Source organism: Rhodoferax sp. GW821-FHT02C08, from assembly GCF_059421805.1.
The window spans coordinates 43,331-60,145 of the sequence record NZ_JBWKVR010000024.1 but is presented as its reverse complement, the minus strand read 5'-3'; the positions used below and the strand labels follow the sequence as shown (position 1 = coordinate 60,145).

Genomic DNA, 16,815 nt, shown 5'->3' with positions numbered 1-16,815 from the left:
CCTTGATAGCGGGTACAACCGAAGAAGAATTTGTTTTTCTGTTTTCGGCTTGAACGAGAAGCGCCAACTATATTGGAGTTGGGCCACCACCGGCGCGCCAAAGAGAGAAGCATGAGTGCGGTCGCCTAGCGCAATGAGGCTGGTGACAGCCAACTAGCGCAGTAGAGAAGCGGTCACAGGAACTGCCGGGCGGCAAAAAGGGTCACCGACCACATCACCCCTTACAGCCGCCATTCGGGCACTCGTCTTTCGTCGAACCCAAGGACTGCTCGGTGCCAGTAGACGTAGGTACGCCCTACGGCGGCTAGCGGCAGGTCACGCTGCAAAGCGGGTGCTCCCCACAAAAGAATCCATGGCTACATCGGGTAACCTCATTGGAGCGAAATGGCTGGTCTTGTGAATCGGAACTGGCGGCGTTTTGGTGCTGGACAAAGTAGCTTCTTTGATCGGAATACGCAACTACGGACGATTGTTTTCCCAAAGTCCAAAGGCGTTACCCAGTGGATCCCGCAATTCAGCGAAATAGCCAACACCAGGCACAGGAGTCTTGCCAACTACGATTTGCGCGCCAAGGGTCACGGCGCGATTCAAATACTCATCTAGTGCGTCCACGGTGTAGTACTGCACTGGCGAGCTCGGCGTGCCGGGCCCGGCCATGATGGCAAGGTAGGCCGTCTGAGGGGTGAGGCCATCCGGTCCAGATATTTCCCAGAATGTGTTGGGCGGCTGGTACTTGAAGATCCACTTGGGAAACAGCGCGGCATAGAAGTTCTTGCCGGTTTGCTTCAAGTCATCAGGGATGATGCAGTGAAAGTTGAGACTGCCGATGTTCGCCATGCGATGCTCCTTGAGACGTCAATGGGGTTGGCCGATGGGATTTCACTTGCAATGCCTTGATCCGCAAAAAAGCAATCGCACCCGGCTTGGGACAGGAGATGGCAACAATCAACCGAGGTTTTACGGCCAGATCGCCGTCAGCACTTGCGCCAGACGGGCTCCGGCTTTGAGAATTTGTGTCCGTTGGATGTCGGCACGAAATGCGCTGTAACCGGCCGGCAAGGTCACCACGTAATGGTGTTGGGCATCTTCATCGGAGTAGCTCAGGGTTTGGAATGCTTTTTTCCCTTCGCCAAGTGTCTCTGTGGCCCAGGTCTGGGACCATTCCTCCATCGGGCCTGCCGTGACGGGGATATCTTGGGCTTCTTTCAAAGCAGCTGGCAACAATTGGTCGGCATTCAAGCTCGCGGGTACGTTGTCCCAGAGCGCGTGGAGTTTGCTTGAACCCGCAAGAATGTCGTTGCCGCCGTGGGTTTCCGTCGCAGGATCAAAGGTCCCTTTGTCTGGATCGATCTCCTGACCCTGCGCATTCAGGTACACCGCAGCGACGTGCAGCGGTTGGTGGATATCACCCACGAAATGCGACAAGATGCGCAAGGCTTCCTTCTTGCTGCTGATGTGGAACGGAGGCGGTGATTTTTTACCTTGAAGGACTGCGATAGCGGCGCTGATGGCACTCACTACATCGTGGTCGGTGGTGCCTATGAGTCCTTTTTTGTAGGCGTCCTCTTGTATCGCTACATCGGTGTAGTGGTATTGCTTGTGGCAAATTTCCGTACCTGGTGGTCGGTCGCAATTTGTGGCGTTGCGTTTCACATAGGCCACCATCTGCGCTTTGCTTGCATCGTTCTCATAGACAGCGCATTCTGGATACTTACCGTCTCCGCTGTACTTGAAGGCGACATCAGATACGCCCTTGGCGCAGTCTGCCCACACTGCGGCTGTTCGCAGGTTGGTGCCGAGAATTTTTCGAACCTGCTTGGCAGCCTGTGTTCCTGCGATCAATTGATCGGCGACGGTGCCAACCGTCATATGTCCGACGGCACCCCATGCTAATGCAGATCCATGCAGCGCCAGCAGCAAAGCCAACGCGGTGAGACGATTTCCAGTCAACATGGCAAATTCCTTTCAGAATTTAGCGGTGTCAGATTGAGAAGGGGCCATTGCACATGAAGATTTCTCCAAATCCCCTTCATGCGAAATAGCCATCGTCATAGTAAGAATGACCACGTCACCAGCGCTACCGCATACATCATCAATTTTTAGGAGGTTTTGCGATTGCTGCCCGCTTGCGTCGTCCCGGCTTTTGCGAACGCTCGTAGATTCAAATTGAGACGGCGGTGGTGCTCTCCCTGACGCATTGCTGCCAGTAGTTTGCTTCAGCTTCGGCCGGAGGGATGCACCAGGCCGCTGGTTCGACTAGACAGCTCGTCCCGAAAAATGGCTTTAAAGCGCCCTTACAAATCAGCAAACCGAGGCAGCCGATCCTGATCCACCAGCCGAACCTCAATGGCATTCGCAACCTTGATGTGTTCTGGGTTGTCGAGATCAAAGGCACCGTCGGTGACACTAACCACAATAGTTCCGACCTGCTCCTTCTCTTTCATGACAGGGACAAGCGCACGCGCTTCCGGTAGCTGCTGTACTGTCAAAACGCGTGGCAAAAAGAGCATCCAGCCTACCCCAGGCCGGTCTGGAAATACTTTGTGTTCGTCGTAGAAAAATGGCCCGAATGACATCAATCCGACAGGCCAAATGTTTGCGGCACTTTGCATCCATTGCAGAGGGACCTGCCAGTCCGACAATGTCGGCTGCATTTTCAGATTCAGCGCGACGGTATCTGGCCGCCCAAGCACATTGTTGCGGGAAGAAAGGCTGGCACCTTCCGCCGCAACCTCTGCTCCGTTCCAGATGGAAATTGAGCGAACGTCCACAACGCCCTTGTTCTTGGTTCGCAGCACCGCGAGCGCTGCCGTCGTTGGCCCTTGGCTATCAAATGCCGGATATAGCAATGCTTCGCTTTTGCTTTTGTCGGAAGCGAGGAACCACTCCTGGAGCAAGGGCGATGCCTCGCCAATCACCTGGCAGAACTGAAACAGCTCATCCAACTGGTCTTCAATAGGAACCAACACCTGGTCAGGCCGGCGGAAGAAAATGTCTAGGGCTGGGAGCGAGGGGGTCATGGTTGGTACACCACTTCAAGGTCAGGATACGCAGCAGTAAAGATGCGAGAAAAATAGCGGTAGCTGATGGGCTGCATGAAGTGCCAGCGAAGTCGTATGGGTGGACGTGGTTTAGCGGCAGCGCCTTGTCTCATCGCTTCGTTAATCAATCCGTCTGCACCGGCAGTCCACCATGGTTGGACTTGGCGGAATTCGTCAAAAAACTGATCGTACCGAGCTTTTGCTTCTTTCAAAAGGCACTGACTCGAATCAAAGCCATCGAACTGGACGCCGTTAAAGCTCCATTCACCGATGACACCTGGGCCGATGGCCGGCATGCCTCCAATGCGTTGTTGGTACTCAATCGAATCCGCAGACCATCCTGCCGTGTTTCTAGGATAGATCGTTCCACAGTCTGGAGGGCACTTATCGCAAGCCTTGCGCTCCTTGGGGACACTGGCCGTCTGGGCCACCGCCTTGTCCTTGGCTTCGCTGGCTACTTGGTTACGTTTGCGGACCGCATCCGATACGACTACAGCACCGCCTACGGTGGCAGTGCCCCCCAACAAGACCGCAGCCGCTTCGGCAGCGCCTTCGACCAAGGGGACGACAAGAATAGCCATTACGGGGTTTCCTTCCGCATTTTGGAATTGATCACGGCCACCAGGTCCGTCCAGCGCTGTTCTGCTGTGGCGCCGGGCTTGCGCAGCCAAGCATCCACCGCCTGCACCGCGTGTAGGCCCGGTGCCGCAGCTTCGTAGTACAGAAACTGGGTCAACAGCTCCGGGCTGTGCAAGCACAGTGCCACTGCATAGTCATAGGCCCCGTACAGCCGCTGACGCAGCTGCTTGACGTCCTGCTCGGGGTGTTCGGCCACGATGTCGTCATATACCCGGTCCACGTAGCCGTAGGCTTCCAGCTGGGCGAGCTGCTGAAGTTGTGCTTCGGAAAACTCAAGCATGCGGACGTCCTGTCCAGACTCTTTGGCCGTGCCGCAGGAAATGCCACTCCTCGATCAGGTCGAAGAAGGCGGCTTTTTGGTCCTGCGTCATGACTGCGAACAGGTTCCCCAGCACGCGGGGATCTGCAATTCGCAGCAGCGCGGTTTGCCCGGTTGGGAGACGCATGTCCATGCGAAGCTGCAGCACCTGGGCCAGGCCTTCCATGTCCATTCTGGTGATCAGCCAGGACAGGGAGGGCTTTGCCGCTTCTAGGGCAAACCATGCGGAGATTTGTTCTGTGGAAACCTTGTCGATCTGGACCAGCCAGGGGCCTGCATGCGCCAAGGGGGCATCCTGCGTACCCTCAAAGAGAGCCCGGTTGACGCCATAAGTAGCTTGCAGGCGTTCACCCATGAGTTCTTCGTAGGCCAGGCCATCGATCAAGGCATACAGCCGCAGTGTCCGGTCTCCTTCATGGAGCGTGGAAAATCGCTTGATGACATCCATGCTCAGCTTCGCACCACCAAGGCTGCGGCATTGGCAGCGGCTTTTTGCAAGCACTCCAGGCAGATAGTGGGGGCCTCCTTAGCCACCAGCGCGGAAGCCGCAGCCAGATCCTCGGATGAGGCCGCGGCGGCCGCAGCGCCAGAATCGCTTGCAGTGCTCCAAGTGGTGGTGCTTTGCGCGGCAATGAGGGAGGCACCGCAGGCCGTCTTGTCACCATCCCGTGCCGGTGCCTGCCCCATGGCCGTCATGGTGGAGGCACCTTCCGTGATTGGGAATTGGCCTTTGCAGCGGGGGCATACCGTCATATCGCCTACGCGGGCGAGGTACTTGCCGTTGATGCTGGTGGTGAAGTCGGCGGAGACGACGGTGCCGCCATGGCTGGTGCGGTCACCGAGAACGATAAAGGGGCGGGCCAAAAGCTACCTCCGGTTGCATGCGCTGCCGGCACCGTGCGGCTGCGAGCTGTGGAAGATAGCGGGGAAATATCAGGGAACCGGCCTAGGTCAGCGCGAGGTGCGAGCCATTCGACTGCTCCTTCATCAAAAAGCAGGAAAACATGGACCGTTCCCGAAGGTCGATCGCTGGCTCCTGCTCAAGACGCGATGAAGCCACCATCCGCAGCCAAGCCATGGCCCACAACAGACGAAGCTTTGTTCGACGCCAGCCAGACGGCGGCTTCAGCGGCTTCTTCCACTGGCATTCCTTGTTGGAGCTTGATTTACAAAATGCGGTGCCTGGATACAGAATCGACACCGTCTTCAACCCACCACGATTCTTCCCAGGGAGGCCTTCATGCCCGACGACTCAATTAAGCCGGCAATACGCACGGCGCTGCGCTTGCACGAGATCGGAGATGACACCCCGTACAAGCTGTTCTTTGCTGGAAAGGGTAAGAGCGGGGGGAGTTTTGGCTTCATGCAAGGGGACCTCGCGGCGGGTCAGGACAACGTCAAGTCGACGTTTCGCACCGTCCTTGCTGCGGCCGGTGTCGCGCCGACCAAAATACAGGCCATCGAAGGTGTGCTGTCGGTACATTGCATCAACAATCCTCTTAGCGCCAACGACACAAAATTGGTCAATAAGGCACTCGACTCAGCTACGGGGCGCCCCCTCGTCGACGCAATGGATGAGGCAATCCTCGGCGATATCTACAAAGACCTCGACAAATGTATAAATACCGCCGCTGCGGCTGGCCGAACCATAGAAACCAAGGCTTTGCTCTACCTGGCCATGTGGATCAATATGACAGGCCCGCCGTCAACAGTTTTGAACTGGCTGGCTGGCAAACCTGTGAACTTGGCCAAACCCATAGGCAAGCCAGGTTTGGTCGTTGACGGGCTAGCGATGGAGAGCTATCTCCGGGCAACCAACTACTACTCGGAAAATCCGGGAAATTTCCCTCACGCAATGCAGTGTGCGGCTGCCGGTATGGCGGTGCTGGGCTGAACAATGCCGGCACACAGATTCCAAGTCTTTTTTCGTTGTGAAAAGTAAATTGGGATATTGAGCACTTGGCGTTACGCCGTCTATTACAAATCTTTCACTGGATCCAAAACGTACTCGGCACCCGTCACGGGTGACCAAGTTTTAAAACTGCTTCCACAGTCGGCCGCCATTTCTGTGCAAGCTGGCTGTAGCCATGTGCGGTGGGGTGGATTTCGTTCTCCCAGTCGTTGGATACACCCGCAGTATTTACATCGGCGCGCACGATGGTTCCCGCTGTGTCCACCACGTTGAGATTCATACCAGCCCTGTTTGCGGCGATGGTGTGCATCATGGTGGCCATGCGCAGAAACAATTCATCCGTCAGCGCAACCCAGTCTTCCTGTGGAATCGCATAAATATCGTGCAGCGCTTTGTAGAGCCACGGACCGGCTCCTGGAAAGGCCGGCGCATTGCGCGGTGTCGGATAGTCGTAGGTATGGAAAAACACCGGGATACCAGCATTCTGGCCGTTATCGCGCTCGGCCAAAAACAGATCAAAAACCGTTCCCATGTGCTGCACGAACGCGGTCCATCCGTCTTCACTGATATACCGGGCGACTCCAGAATCAGGACTTCCCCAGTCGCTGCGCAGGATACGCTGCTCCGGCTTGTTGGTCGGCGGCGCTTGCAAGGCATCGATCAAGTCGTTGCCGCCGCCGGAGAGGAAGATGCCATCCCACTTGTAGCTCAGATTGCCGCGCAGAAGGCGCAAGAAAGGTTTTTGCCAGACGGTATCCGTCATATGCGCAAGTTCTTCGCCTGGCCGCGCACAGTTCACCAGCACCATCGAGTCAGAAAACACCATCTGGTCTAGCAAGTTCGTGGTGGACCACGGCGGAATCGCGCCAATCGAAAACCAAGAGTCCCCTTGGGCCAAACACTTGTACGTATACCGCTCCATGGGGAATGGACTCTGGTTGCCCACAGGGGCCAATTGGCCGGGAGCAATGATCTTGGCGACGATATTGGGCATGGCGCATCCGATGTCTGGATTCGGGATGAACAATGTCTGTCGGATTCGAAACGCTGTCAATATTGGCGCGGCAATGCGGACCCCTCTCGTGCTCGACTGCGACAACTCCTAAACCATCGCGGATCGCATGTCACTAAAATCGAATGCGGATATCCTCCAAATTGGGTAAAACCCAATTCTGCATTCCTTCTCCAACCACTTCAAAAACCTCCATGGCCAAAACCTTCAGCAGCATCCAGCGTCAAATTGACAAACTACAAAAAGAAGCAGCGGCCATCAAGGTGAAAGAAGTCGGTGGTGTCATCGAACGTATCCGCGGTGCGATTGACTTCTATGGACTGACACCTGCCGATTTGTTTGAAACCAAAACACGGGCGCAAGCAAAAGGCAAACGCGCGGGTGCTGCGGGTTCGGTCGCAAAGGTCGCCGCCAACAAGACCAAGAAGAAGACCGAATCCGTCATCAAATACAAAGATGAAGCTGGCAATAGCTGGACCGGCCACGGCAAACGGCCGGGTTGGTTCAAGGCCGCCCTGGAAGCAGGCAAGATGGCCGAAGACCTGTTGGTCAAACCATAACCGTTCTGACGTTCTGAATTACCCACGCTGTGAGACTGAACTGTCCACACCTTGATGTGGCCCCGCCCGGTAAACTCGGCGCCGCATGATCCAGAAGAAGTCCCGTAAGCGTCGCAGTACCCATTCCAGTTCTCGCCACAACCAGAATCTCCCCTCCGCGACGGTCCGCCGCTTTGGTGTCGCGCTGGTCACCGCAGCGATCGTTGCGTTTCAGACCACCAGCTGCGGTTTGCAGCCGACAGCGTCAGGACCACGTACCGAGCAGAGCCGTGGCACAACAACATCTTCCCGGTTTGCCGCCTGCCCGCAGTTCTTCGCCAATGGGATCGCTCCCATGGCTCCGGGCATTCCCCAGCAACGCGAGCTGTGCTACGAGGGTTTTGCGGTGCTGCACAACGGCAGTACGCGGACTCCCGCCTTTGTGGCCGAGCGCTTGAACCGGCAATTTCTCTTGCAGGCCCGCGAGCAAGAGCGTACCAATCGATTCTTTGCGGATGCGCGCCTGCCCCAGGCCGAGCGCGCTGAACTCAGTGATTACAAGGGATCAGGTTTTGCCCGAGGGCATATGGCACCTGCAGCCGACATGTTCAATCCGACAGCCATGGCACAGTCTTTCAGCCTGGCCAACATGGTCCCGCAAAACCCAAAACATAATTCTGGCGCCTGGGCGAAGATTGAAGAAGACACGCGTGCCTACGTCATGCGGGCACAAGGGGACGTGTATGTCATCACCGGGCCTGTGTTTGGCCCGGGAAGCCCGGTGATTGGCACCAACAAGGTGCATGTGCCTACGCATTTGTTCAAACTGGTCTACGACGCCACGACGCAGAGGGCCTGGGCGCATTGGCAGCAGAACTCAGCGGAGTCCCGTCCGGGGCCACCGATCAGCTATGGCGAGCTGGAGCAACGCACTGGGATGGAGTGGCTGCCCGGTGCGGCACTCAAGTGACGTTCACACTTGCCTGGGACGTGAAAGTTCAGACAGGTAACCCAGACAGGTCAACGCCGAGATATGCCCCCACTGCCGGCTCACTGTGCAGCTTCTGCCATTAGTTGCTTGCCGCTCGGGTAGGCCGGCTCCTTGGCTCCTCGTTCTTCAAGCCAGTGCGTGCCCTTGCCGAACTTTTCTATTCCCAGACGCAGCAGCTCTTCATATTGCTGGCGGTTTTCTACCGTATCCGGTACCCAGTCACAGCCCTGCCAGTGTTTACCTTGGGTCAGGCTGATGACGCGCGTTCGGTATAAGCGAATCAGTTTCATTGCATCTCCTTTCACGCGGGTGGACAGAAATTACAACGGCAGCGAATATGGTGCTTTGTACCGCATTTCCTCGATGGAGGAGAGACTCCCGCAGGAAGTTTACGCAATGGCTGCGCGGTGGCCATGTTGACCAAGGATACCGGAGACACCAAGAACGCAATCGGTTAATCGACATGCTTGACTCAACGCGCTGACGAGCCGAACACCATATCAAACGGCGTTCATAAGCCAATTGGTTGATGCCGACACAGGGCCACTGCGAAAATTGGACTAGCGCTTGGTACAGTGCCAGCCATTTGAGCGCTTGAACTCGTACCGATGGCTACAACTGAAAACTTAGTCATAGGTGAATTCGCGGCACTTGCAACAGATCGGGATTGGCGGATCGATTGGATCGGGAACATTACCAAAGCCCGCAATGTCCACGCGCAGTATCTGGTGGACATCTACCTCAGTCCTGTGCGACAAGACCCCAAAGAAGACGTTAAGCAGGGCCACGAAAATCTCCCTCAATTAGCCATCCAGTCTCCGCGTGTTGTAGACGGCAGCCAACAGGTCCTCATACGTGTCGGTGTCGGGTACCTACCGCTTCTGTATATCGGTGCCGTCATCCGGGCTGGCAAAGTTGTATCGTCAGGTCGACCGGCGATCGCCAAGACGGTACGAGGCATCTCCGCAGGCAGTCCACTATTAACCCTGGATAAAAAGCTTCCCCGCTTCGGTCGCGTTGATCTCGGTGACGGCCTACGGATGGTCGAATCTACGGAGTATTCCGTCGGCAGGAAGGCCTACTCGGATGCCGCACACTCGCATGTAGTTGCTATGGCGGACATCGACGGCATCGACCCCTATTACCTGCTCATTCCCTGCATCGAAATCGTCCGATTCTTCTTCTGTGTCTCCAGCCTGCTGTCCAGACATCTGTTCGCCAACGGCTGGGACGGATTGATTTGGCCAGAGGGTTGCTCCACAGAGCGACTTCCCCAAGAAGTCACCGTGGGAACTCGCCGTGTGGCAGGTCTTGATGAAGAACATGTCCGCCATCTTGCATTCCTGCTGGTCGACGAATGTACCCAAACCAGCGTCAACAGCATCTGCCAATCGCTCCAGGAAACCAACTTGGGGCGCCTGAACAAGAGCGGCATCAAATGCACATTCCCTTTCATGGGTGTGGTGGACATGACGGCAGATGTGGTGAAGATTCCCATCAACAATGCCACCGGCTATCGCTATTTCGTCACGCGAATCCACACCTGTGAGCGTCCCATCCCGTTTCGGGCTTGCGTTGCCAATCCGGTCACGAGCATTAGGCGGGTCGATCGCGACGACGAAGATGCACAAACGGACGGCGAAACCCAGACGCATGGCGGAGGTATGCCACGGTTTGTTGTGCGCAACAGGGCCCAGCTTGCCCAATCTGGCGCGGCTACTGACGATGCCGGTGCACCCGGCAAAAACCTGGACCCAGTTGTTCTTGAACTGGATGAGCACCGGTTTATTGGGCTGGAAGAGATTCCAGTGTCGCAAGCACCGAAGATCGAGCCCATCGACGTGCCCCAAAAGAAGCCCCGGGTCGTCCAGGTGCAATCACAGACCATGTCTACCGCCGAACCGCGGGGAGCCAGCTCCGCAGCCATACCCCTCGAAATCATTTCGGTAGCGGATGAACCCTTCTTTCCGACCAAGGAATCCACGGTCGCGATGTTGTACGACGCGATTCCATTCTTGCAAGAGCGTGGGTTGCGTGTTCAGAAAAATTTGCCGCTACATCTTTTGAATTTCACGCCCAGCACCAGACGAAACCCGTCACGCTGGGCCACTTTTACTACTGGATCCGATGCCCAAGGGGAGCCGAAAACCCGATCTCGCCAACTTTGCTCGATCGTGGTGCGTATTCCAAACGTTGGCAGCTGCCTGGTCGTGGAGATTGAACGGCGCCTACAGTTTTTGGACGGACGCATTGCCGATGCCGAGCAATTCGGTATTGCGGCATTCCCTCTAGATCCGGCTAGAGACTCCAGGGAACTGCTGGCCCTGATTGCCACCTCCATTGTGGAGCGCCGTGGCTGGCCAGCCTACGACAAAAGGACCAAGGAATATGAATGCCACGATGGCCAGTGGATCCGTGGAGTTAAAAGCACTCACAACGACATCTCGACATCGGAAGAACTGGCCGAACGGATTCAAAAATCATTTGTCGAGAAATTCCCGAGATATTTTCCTAGTCTACAAACCAGCTGATCCGTCACCCATCACTGGGCTTTCTACAACCGAATCAGCCCCGTCATAGCGCGGCAGCACTGCCGCATGAACAGCACCCTGCTCTCTTGGAGAGCAATGAATTTGCGGTGCTTCAGGCCAAGGTAGCACTCTTCCAGTCCCGCTGCCACGATCCGAAACCCCACAATGATGAGGCAAAACGGCAGGCCCGCGACTACATAAAACAAGCCTCGGATCAAGGGAAGGTTCTTGGCATAGCGCATTATCTTGATCGCTTTGTCTATCGCCGGATCGTCCACATCCTGGACAAAGGTTTTGCCAGGCTCCAGCGAAATCCCAAACAGGTAAAGATCGGGGTCGCCTTGCCGGCTCTTGGCAAGATGGAACACGCATTCAGACTGAGACTGTAACGCCGCGTCCACTTTGCTTGCTAAGGCCCCGTGCACAGTGACTTTTTTCAATCGGCCATATTGCTGGAAGTCGATATGAAGATAGAGCCGGTGCCCCTCTTCCTCTCGGTCGTACTCGCCTGCTTCAGTCAGGACATCTTGGACGGTTATTTTTTCGAACTGTGCATCGAGCATGCTGATGGGCTTCCAGGGCTGGATTTCTGAATTGCCGCCGTTTGGCTGTAGATCTATCGGGAACCACCTCGACCACCACCTCCCCGGTAGATACATGCGCAAACGGCGTTCTGCATGTCTATTTGTACCATATATGCGGGTGCATAAAGTGCGCAAACTGGCGAGAGTCGTTGCATGCGCACCGCCCAGAACCACGCTTTGCTCAAGGCCCTCGCCGCCGAGCTGAAAGCGAGACGGGCGGGCTTGGAAATCAGTCAGGAAGAACTGGCCGATAAGGCGGAGTTGAACAGGACCTTTATTGGGAAGATTGAGACAGCGGCCAATCAGCCCAGCCTGACAGCCTTCGTGAGAATCGCCGAGGGCCTGGCCGTTGATCCGGTGGATCTGTTGCAGGAGGTCATGGGGCGGTACAAAAAAGAGTTGCGTGCGGCCAAGAAGCCCAGCTAGACAAGCTGGATTACATCAGCCAGAAAGTGCCAACCGTCGGCAAGGCGCGCCTGCACTCCCTCGCTACAACCACGTGCCCATCGAGATTTATCTGATGATGGCCGACAGTAAACTAAAACGACCGTAAACCAGAAAATCGTATCTTGTGAAAATTCTCAATTCCGTCATGACCGTCATTGGCTGGACCGTGGCCATTGCAGCCTTGCTGGCTGCGCTGGGTTTCGGCTATATACGCATGCACTACGGTCCTATCGATTTCCGTTTGCCAATTCACTCGCGATAAATCGTCTAGGCCACCAAAATATTGGTTCATGAGGCAACATTGCTCAATGCTCGCCATTCTTCAAAGCCTACATGTAGACATTGTCACGAGGCAGTAGCTTGTTAACTGTCCGCCCCCTGTGGGAAACGGCAGCTTCTTGGCATTGTGTGTCTATGTCGAGCTGACCACGTGTTCTGTGGCCCGAAGCGGCACAATTTTGTGAAATGCAATTCTGACCAGACTCTACTTCGTTGCTTGGAATATGTATTTTTGTTCATCCTTGAACTTTCATAGTCAACGCAAAGTAAAGTGAGCTGCAAACAAACTTAATGATATGAGCTCAACACCCCCTGTCACCCTCGTTGGTTCAGCAGCTAACCCATACGCTTCAGCGGCCGCGCAAACGAATGCACCATTGACGCCACGGCAGCAATTGTTGGGGCAAACACTTCCAAGTGGCTGGCGTCTTGATCAAATGCTACAGGCAACGCCAAATTCCTCTGGTAGCAATTTCGGCACGGGCTACATCGCCTCCCGGGGAAGCGATGTAGCATTTATTAAAGCGGTTGACTTTGTAGGGGCTATGAATGCGGCGGATCCAATCGTTGAATTGGGTAAGCTTATTGGAGAGTCCACGTTCGAGAAGGATGTACTGCAGTACTGCGCCAATCAGGGCATGAACCGCGTACTGCAATACATCGGCCATGAATACATCTACGTAGGCGATCCCACCAATCCATTGAATCGCGTTTCCTGCTTGATCATGGAGGCGGGTGACGACGATCTTCGCCGTTTAGTCCATAAAACCGAATCAAACAGTTGCTCCTGGTGCCTCTTCGTTTTACGAGATGTGGCCAAGGCCGTAGCACAACTTCACAAAGGTGGAATTGCACATCAAGATGTAAAGCCTTCTAACGTGATCGCAGTTAAAGAGCAACCGAGCTTATTAGGTCAAAAGAGTACGCCAATGAAGGTGGGAGATCTTGGGCGCGTAGTTCGTCGCCACGCAGTTGGGCCTTTCGATGCGTATCCATGGCCTGGTGATCTGAGATATTCCCCTCCGGAAAGATGGTATGGACATGTGCCTCAGGATTGGAACGACTCAAGAGAGGCATCAGATGCTTACATGCTAGGTAGTCTTCTTGTCTTCTTATTCACGGGGCTACCACTTCAAACGCTTATGGCTCAACGACTACCCCAAGCGTTTCAGCCCGGCGTGTGGGGTGGTGCCTACGATTCAGATTTGGTCCCCGTTATATTGAATGCAACTGTTGAAGTGTTTGAAGAAGTTCTTCGACCACTTTTGCAGACGGATATAGCCGATGAGGTAATTGATATTGCGAAGGTGCTCACTCATCCCGATCCCGCAGCTAGGGGGGATCGCAAAGCACGTCGACAAATTGGTCGCCCCGTGGGTATAGACCGCATTTACCAGCGGCTTGAGTTGCTCGCAGGCAGATGTGCAGCTATAGAGCGAGGCAAAGCACTGGCATGACCGTGAACTTGCCTCAGCGTCGTCTTATACCCAAGTGGCGCTCAACTGCGGCCACCCTTAGTGCACCTGATGCGGTGCCTCTGACCGAGCTTAAGCGGCCTTTGCCTGCTGGGTCTGCCGATGAGTTCGACAAAGTACTGCGCTTATGGACGGAAACCAGCGATCCTGGCGTAATGGGCGATCTGCTGTCATTCAGTGTTCATCCCGAGCTATCCGAAACGGTATTTAAGATCGGGTATCAGGCACTTCGAGCTGGCCAAGTATTGACTTCCGTACAGACGCGCTTCGTTGCCGATCTTGCCAAAACGCATGAGCAGCCGGTACTGGCCCTAGTTTCAGCACCGGCACCAGGAGGTACTCCATGGCAGCCGTTTCAAGGGCCTATTCGCCGACTAAGGGCATTGCTTCGTACAGATCAAGGTAATCCTCTCGCCTTGCTTGACTATGCGCAACTTCAGGCGGCGGTCGGTAAGATCGATGCAGCAGAGCGCGCGATACGCACGGCCCTGATGGAGGCCCCAAATAACAGGATAGTTCTCAGAACTGCGGCTCGATTCTTTGTCCATTCTGGGCACGCTGGGTATGCGCATTCGATCATTAGAAAGCATCCGCGTACGCTAGTGGATCCGTGGCTAATGGCAAGTGAAATTGCACTTGCTGATGCGGCCGACAATGATTCATTGATGGCTGCAAAAGGGAGGCGCTTCCTGCTAGACAATAAAGCAATGCCGGCTGCGCACCTTACCGAGCTTGCCGGGGCGATTGCAATGCGGGAGCTTGTTTCAGGGAACATGAAACTTGCACGCGAAGCTCAGCGTAAGGCGCTGCTCGCGCCTAACGACAACGTGATGGCACAGGCTATCGATATGCAAAATTTCTTTGGAGTGGAACTCCAAAGCTCTGCAATCCAAAGAGCAATTTCCAAGTCAAGTGAAGCCCAAGTATTGCAAGCGTGGGTTTATGGAAGTCCCGCTGACGCACTAAAGTCAGCAGTAGAGTGGCACAGCCAAGAACCATTCTCCAGCAGACCAGTTCAATTACTCACCTGTATATTGGCTTACCAGGGCAATCTAGAACAGGCTCAGCACTGGCTCAACGCTGGTTTGTTGGCGGACCCTGCTGACAACGGTCTTCTTATCAATCTCGCATTCGTTAAAACGCGTCGCAAGGACTATGAAGGAGCTCTCCATGCTATCAAGAGGCTTCGTGCGACCGACCCTAAGCGCGCTGAGCCATACATACTTGCAACTGAAGGCCTCACTGAGTACCAACACGGAAATTTCGAGCGCGGGGACTTACTCTATCGAAATGCGGTGGCCACATTCATTGAGCGGAAGGAGTTTGGCGCTGCCGGCTTTTGCAAGCTTAATCAAGCGTTATATGCAGAGGAAAATGGAAACCCGAATATTGAGCTTCTGATCGCAGAGACAAAAGATACGTTGCGAAAATATGGATCTTCAGATTGCACCATGCTCTTGAAAATCCATAGTGAGACGATTGTTAAGGCGCCTGAAGTTGAATTAGCACCTAAACGGAGACTTAGTCAGTGGGTTTTTGATCCAGCAACCAACACACTTACAGAGCGAACTGGTGTGACATCTATCGGTGCGCCCGGGTTGATAGTTCTGTCAGGTAATGAGAAGAACTCCTAAAGTGTTCCTCACGACTTAGATTTAATCCATTGACAGTGACCTCTCTGTCACACCCCCCCTCGATAAATGACTTCGCCCAGCCCATTCTTGATCGCGCAGAAATTCACGCCCCTGGCGTCAAAACCCAGCTTGTCGCGAACCTTGCTGTAGGCCTCACTCCGGTCGTCATGGTGGTGGCCATGGAATGTCCGAGCCACTTGCAGGGAACGAGCAAGAACATCCAATGCCTCAACTCCCATTGGGTGGCATGACGGCGCCTCGTGTGTCACCAGGATATCTGCACGCAATGTCAGGATTCAAGCGGCGCCAACAATATTACCAAGGAATTTCGAAGATGCCTCTGAAATGGACAAGGATCCCAGATATCTGTTGACACCTATATCCACCGCTTCTTGGTCAACGGCCCGAACTTCGCAGGAAGCAGCGAGTTCGTCGAACAGATCATTGCCGGTGAGCGTCCATGGTGCCTGCTGGGCCTTGCCACTCAATGAGGAATACGGATGAGAGGTCTCGCGCTGACTGACCATGGCACGCATTGGCAGGTACAGCCCACTTAGCTGCAATTGGGGAATGTGTTGCTTCAGGGCAAGCGCAATGCGTAAGCCTTCGCGGTCCAGATCTCCCCAAAAATAGGTGCGCTGGTGAGCAAACAACTCCGCCAGATCGTGCCCGCGGCCGGTTCGGCTAAGCACTTCGCAGCCCCTGCTTCTCACACTCTCCAGCAGTGCCAGACCCGCACTGCTGTCCGACATCATGTTGAGACCGTAGCCGTACGCCGCGACCAGCGCCAGTTCCGCGTCCAGGCCTGCTTTCACCGCAAGTTCGAAACTGGTGGTGTTCTCGATGAGAAGCACTCCATTGGGCTGGGCTGGTCCGGCTACGACCAAGTAGCGCGGCGTTGATGCTAGACGCTCGACACCCAACATTCTGAGCGTTGCAAGCGGTAAGCGGTTCAATGCCTTTGACGAACCCAACACTTGCTGAGCGCTCAAACTGAAGCCGAACGTGCTCCCGAGGGAGGGAGCCATTTCGCGAATCCGAATGAGACCGGCAATTACGTGCTGCATGTCGACTGCTTCGAGTCCGTCGAACAACTCGTGTGACGTCAGCAGTGCCTCGTAGAGCTCAGCATCGGCGGCGCTCTGCGCGAGCGCGCTCCGCCAGGCAAACTCTGTGGCTGGCTCCTCGACAATCGCAGCGATAACCGACAGAAACCCAGTGTATGGAAAACCCATCGTGTCCGGTGTGTACGAAACCAAGCCGGCCGCGCGTAGCTCGCGCAAGGCTCCGTAGATCGAAACTCGATCCGTCCGAAGGGCAGCCGCCGCTTGCTGCGCGACGACGGCGGCCCTAAGCCGACGACCGAAATGGCCTGAACGCCTTCGTAGCCATGCAAGTAGTAGCTCGCAGGT

General features: G+C 55.2%; 19 protein-coding genes. 8 read left to right on the top strand and 11 right to left on the bottom strand.

All coding sequences use genetic code 11. The features are described from left to right. Nucleotides 1-459: 459 nt before the first annotated feature. The 7 genes from AC07VY_RS22295 to AC07VY_RS22265 form a co-directional block, all read right to left on the bottom strand. On the bottom strand, nt 460-837 hold the full coding sequence (locus AC07VY_RS22295) for a VOC family protein (RefSeq protein WP_495099369.1): 378 nt from the start codon (nt 835-837) through the stop codon (nt 460-462). A gap of 120 nt (nt 838-957) precedes the next feature. Beyond that, entirely contained in the window at nt 958-1,953 is a 996-nt protein-coding gene (locus AC07VY_RS22290; RefSeq protein ID WP_495099368.1) for a S1/P1 nuclease, read from the bottom strand. Between the two features lie 341 nt (nt 1,954-2,294). Beyond that, nucleotides 2,295-3,020, bottom strand: a complete 726-nt coding sequence (locus AC07VY_RS22285) for a hypothetical protein (protein ID WP_495099367.1) — start codon at nt 3,018-3,020, stop codon at nt 2,295-2,297. Continuing rightward, entirely contained in the window at nt 3,017-3,622 is a 606-nt protein-coding gene (locus AC07VY_RS22280) for a restriction endonuclease fold toxin 5 domain-containing protein (protein ID WP_495099366.1), read from the bottom strand. The genes AC07VY_RS22285 and AC07VY_RS22280 overlap by 4 nt, the downstream gene beginning before the upstream one ends. Further along, nucleotides 3,622-3,960, bottom strand: a complete 339-nt coding sequence (locus AC07VY_RS22275; RefSeq protein ID WP_495099365.1) for a hypothetical protein — start codon at nt 3,958-3,960, stop codon at nt 3,622-3,624. Before AC07VY_RS22275 ends, AC07VY_RS22280 begins: the two co-directional genes overlap by 1 nt. Further along, nucleotides 3,953-4,447 (bottom strand): DUF4123 domain-containing protein, encoded by a 495-nt coding sequence (locus AC07VY_RS22270; protein ID WP_495099364.1) that lies wholly within the window; start codon nt 4,445-4,447, stop codon nt 3,953-3,955. The genes AC07VY_RS22275 and AC07VY_RS22270 overlap by 8 nt, the downstream gene beginning before the upstream one ends. Nucleotides 4,448-4,449: 2 nt before the next feature. Further along, nucleotides 4,450-4,863, bottom strand: coding sequence for a PAAR domain-containing protein (locus AC07VY_RS22265; protein WP_495099363.1), 414 nt, complete (start codon nt 4,861-4,863; stop codon nt 4,450-4,452). 376 nt (nt 4,864-5,239) lie between these two features. Between AC07VY_RS22265 and AC07VY_RS22260 the strand changes: the two genes are divergently transcribed. After that, nucleotides 5,240-5,893 carry a hypothetical protein gene (locus AC07VY_RS22260; RefSeq protein ID WP_495099362.1) on the top strand — a complete coding sequence of 218 codons (654 nt, stop codon included), beginning with the start codon at nt 5,240-5,242 and terminating at the stop codon, nt 5,891-5,893. Nucleotides 5,894-6,017: 124 nt separating this feature from the next. Here the strand turns inward: AC07VY_RS22260 and AC07VY_RS22255 are convergent, their stop codons facing one another. Beyond that, a complete protein-coding gene (locus AC07VY_RS22255) occupies nt 6,018-6,905 on the bottom strand; it encodes an SGNH/GDSL hydrolase family protein (protein ID WP_495099361.1) in 888 nt (295 codons plus the stop codon). A gap of 212 nt (nt 6,906-7,117) precedes the next feature. On the opposite strand from AC07VY_RS22255, the gene AC07VY_RS22250 reads away from it, so the two are divergent. Both AC07VY_RS22250 and AC07VY_RS22245 read left to right on the top strand, forming a co-directional pair. Continuing rightward, the gene (locus tag AC07VY_RS22250; protein WP_495099360.1) at nt 7,118-7,483 is read left to right on the top strand and encodes an H-NS histone family protein; all 366 of its coding nucleotides are present in this window, start codon (nt 7,118-7,120) and stop codon (nt 7,481-7,483) included. Nucleotides 7,484-7,568: 85 nt separating this feature from the next. Beyond that, complete coding sequence (locus AC07VY_RS22245; protein ID WP_495099359.1) at nt 7,569-8,432, top strand: DNA/RNA non-specific endonuclease; 864 nt, start codon at nt 7,569-7,571, stop codon at nt 8,430-8,432. Nucleotides 8,433-8,512: 80 nt separating this feature from the next. On the opposite strand, the gene AC07VY_RS22240 is transcribed toward AC07VY_RS22245, so the two are convergent. Then, nucleotides 8,513-8,743, bottom strand: coding sequence for a hypothetical protein (locus AC07VY_RS22240; RefSeq protein WP_495099358.1), 231 nt, complete (start codon nt 8,741-8,743; stop codon nt 8,513-8,515). Nucleotides 8,744-9,061: 318 nt separating this feature from the next. Here AC07VY_RS22240 and AC07VY_RS22235 point away from each other — a divergent pair, with 318 nt between their 5' ends. Further along, nucleotides 9,062-10,984: a hypothetical protein gene (locus AC07VY_RS22235; protein WP_495099357.1), complete on the top strand. Its 1,923-nt coding sequence runs from the start codon at nt 9,062-9,064 to the stop codon at nt 10,982-10,984. 23 nt (nt 10,985-11,007) lie between these two features. Here AC07VY_RS22235 and AC07VY_RS22230 read toward each other — a convergent pair whose 3' ends face one another. Further along, complete coding sequence (locus AC07VY_RS22230) at nt 11,008-11,547, bottom strand: hypothetical protein (RefSeq protein WP_495099356.1); 540 nt, start codon at nt 11,545-11,547, stop codon at nt 11,008-11,010. Between the two features lie 174 nt (nt 11,548-11,721). On the opposite strand from AC07VY_RS22230, the gene AC07VY_RS22225 reads away from it, so the two are divergent. The 4 genes from AC07VY_RS22225 (at nt 11,722) to AC07VY_RS22210 (ending at nt 15,403) form a co-directional block, all read left to right on the top strand. Beyond that, on the top strand, nt 11,722-11,994 hold the full coding sequence (locus AC07VY_RS22225; protein WP_495099355.1) for a helix-turn-helix domain-containing protein: 273 nt from the start codon (nt 11,722-11,724) through the stop codon (nt 11,992-11,994). A 145-nt stretch (nt 11,995-12,139) separates the two neighbouring features. Continuing rightward, on the top strand, nt 12,140-12,277 hold the full coding sequence (locus tag AC07VY_RS22220) for a hypothetical protein (RefSeq protein ID WP_495099354.1): 138 nt from the start codon (nt 12,140-12,142) through the stop codon (nt 12,275-12,277). A 313-nt stretch (nt 12,278-12,590) separates the two neighbouring features. Continuing rightward, nucleotides 12,591-13,751 carry a protein kinase domain-containing protein gene (locus AC07VY_RS22215; RefSeq protein ID WP_495099353.1) on the top strand — a complete coding sequence of 387 codons (1,161 nt, stop codon included), beginning with the start codon at nt 12,591-12,593 and terminating at the stop codon, nt 13,749-13,751. Next, nucleotides 13,748-15,403 (top strand): tetratricopeptide repeat protein, encoded by a 1,656-nt coding sequence (locus tag AC07VY_RS22210; RefSeq protein ID WP_495099352.1) that lies wholly within the window; start codon nt 13,748-13,750, stop codon nt 15,401-15,403. The genes AC07VY_RS22215 and AC07VY_RS22210 overlap by 4 nt, the downstream gene beginning before the upstream one ends. A 296-nt stretch (nt 15,404-15,699) precedes the next feature. Here AC07VY_RS22210 and AC07VY_RS22205 read toward each other — a convergent pair whose 3' ends face one another. Next, nucleotides 15,700-16,638 (bottom strand): Wadjet anti-phage system protein JetD domain-containing protein, encoded by a 939-nt coding sequence (locus tag AC07VY_RS22205; RefSeq protein WP_495099351.1) that lies wholly within the window; start codon nt 16,636-16,638, stop codon nt 15,700-15,702. Between the last annotated feature and the right edge of the window lie 177 nt (nt 16,639-16,815).

What these genes read in the sequence shown, in the direction of transcription:
- AC07VY_RS22270 (WP_495099364.1), bottom strand. Translation starts at nt 4,447, where the DNA reads ATGGATGTCATCAAGCGATTTTCCACGCTCCATGAAGGAGACCGGACA.
- AC07VY_RS22235 (WP_495099357.1), top strand. Translation starts at nt 9,062, where the DNA reads ATGGCTACAACTGAAAACTTAGTCATAGGTGAATTCGCGGCACTTGCA.
- AC07VY_RS22280 (WP_495099366.1), bottom strand. Translation starts at nt 3,622, where the DNA reads ATGGCTATTCTTGTCGTCCCCTTGGTCGAAGGCGCTGCCGAAGCGGCT.
- AC07VY_RS22260 (WP_495099362.1), top strand. Translation starts at nt 5,240, where the DNA reads ATGCCCGACGACTCAATTAAGCCGGCAATACGCACGGCGCTGCGCTTG.
- AC07VY_RS22295 (WP_495099369.1), bottom strand. Translation starts at nt 837, where the DNA reads ATGGCGAACATCGGCAGTCTCAACTTTCACTGCATCATCCCTGATGAC.
- AC07VY_RS22210 (WP_495099352.1), top strand. Translation starts at nt 13,748, where the DNA reads ATGACCGTGAACTTGCCTCAGCGTCGTCTTATACCCAAGTGGCGCTCA.
- AC07VY_RS22275 (WP_495099365.1), bottom strand. Translation starts at nt 3,960, where the DNA reads ATGCTTGAGTTTTCCGAAGCACAACTTCAGCAGCTCGCCCAGCTGGAA.
- AC07VY_RS22255 (WP_495099361.1), bottom strand. Translation starts at nt 6,905, where the DNA reads ATGCCCAATATCGTCGCCAAGATCATTGCTCCCGGCCAATTGGCCCCT.
- AC07VY_RS22245 (WP_495099359.1), top strand. Translation starts at nt 7,569, where the DNA reads ATGATCCAGAAGAAGTCCCGTAAGCGTCGCAGTACCCATTCCAGTTCT.
- AC07VY_RS22250 (WP_495099360.1), top strand. Translation starts at nt 7,118, where the DNA reads ATGGCCAAAACCTTCAGCAGCATCCAGCGTCAAATTGACAAACTACAA.
- AC07VY_RS22240 (WP_495099358.1), bottom strand. Translation starts at nt 8,743, where the DNA reads ATGAAACTGATTCGCTTATACCGAACGCGCGTCATCAGCCTGACCCAA.
- AC07VY_RS22205 (WP_495099351.1), bottom strand. Translation starts at nt 16,638, where the DNA reads ATGGGTTTTCCATACACTGGGTTTCTGTCGGTTATCGCTGCGATTGTC.
- AC07VY_RS22285 (WP_495099367.1), bottom strand. Translation starts at nt 3,020, where the DNA reads ATGACCCCCTCGCTCCCAGCCCTAGACATTTTCTTCCGCCGGCCTGAC.
- AC07VY_RS22290 (WP_495099368.1), bottom strand. Translation starts at nt 1,953, where the DNA reads ATGTTGACTGGAAATCGTCTCACCGCGTTGGCTTTGCTGCTGGCGCTG.
- AC07VY_RS22225 (WP_495099355.1), top strand. Translation starts at nt 11,722, where the DNA reads ATGCGCACCGCCCAGAACCACGCTTTGCTCAAGGCCCTCGCCGCCGAG.
- AC07VY_RS22230 (WP_495099356.1), bottom strand. Translation starts at nt 11,547, where the DNA reads ATGCTCGATGCACAGTTCGAAAAAATAACCGTCCAAGATGTCCTGACT.
- AC07VY_RS22215 (WP_495099353.1), top strand. Translation starts at nt 12,591, where the DNA reads ATGAGCTCAACACCCCCTGTCACCCTCGTTGGTTCAGCAGCTAACCCA.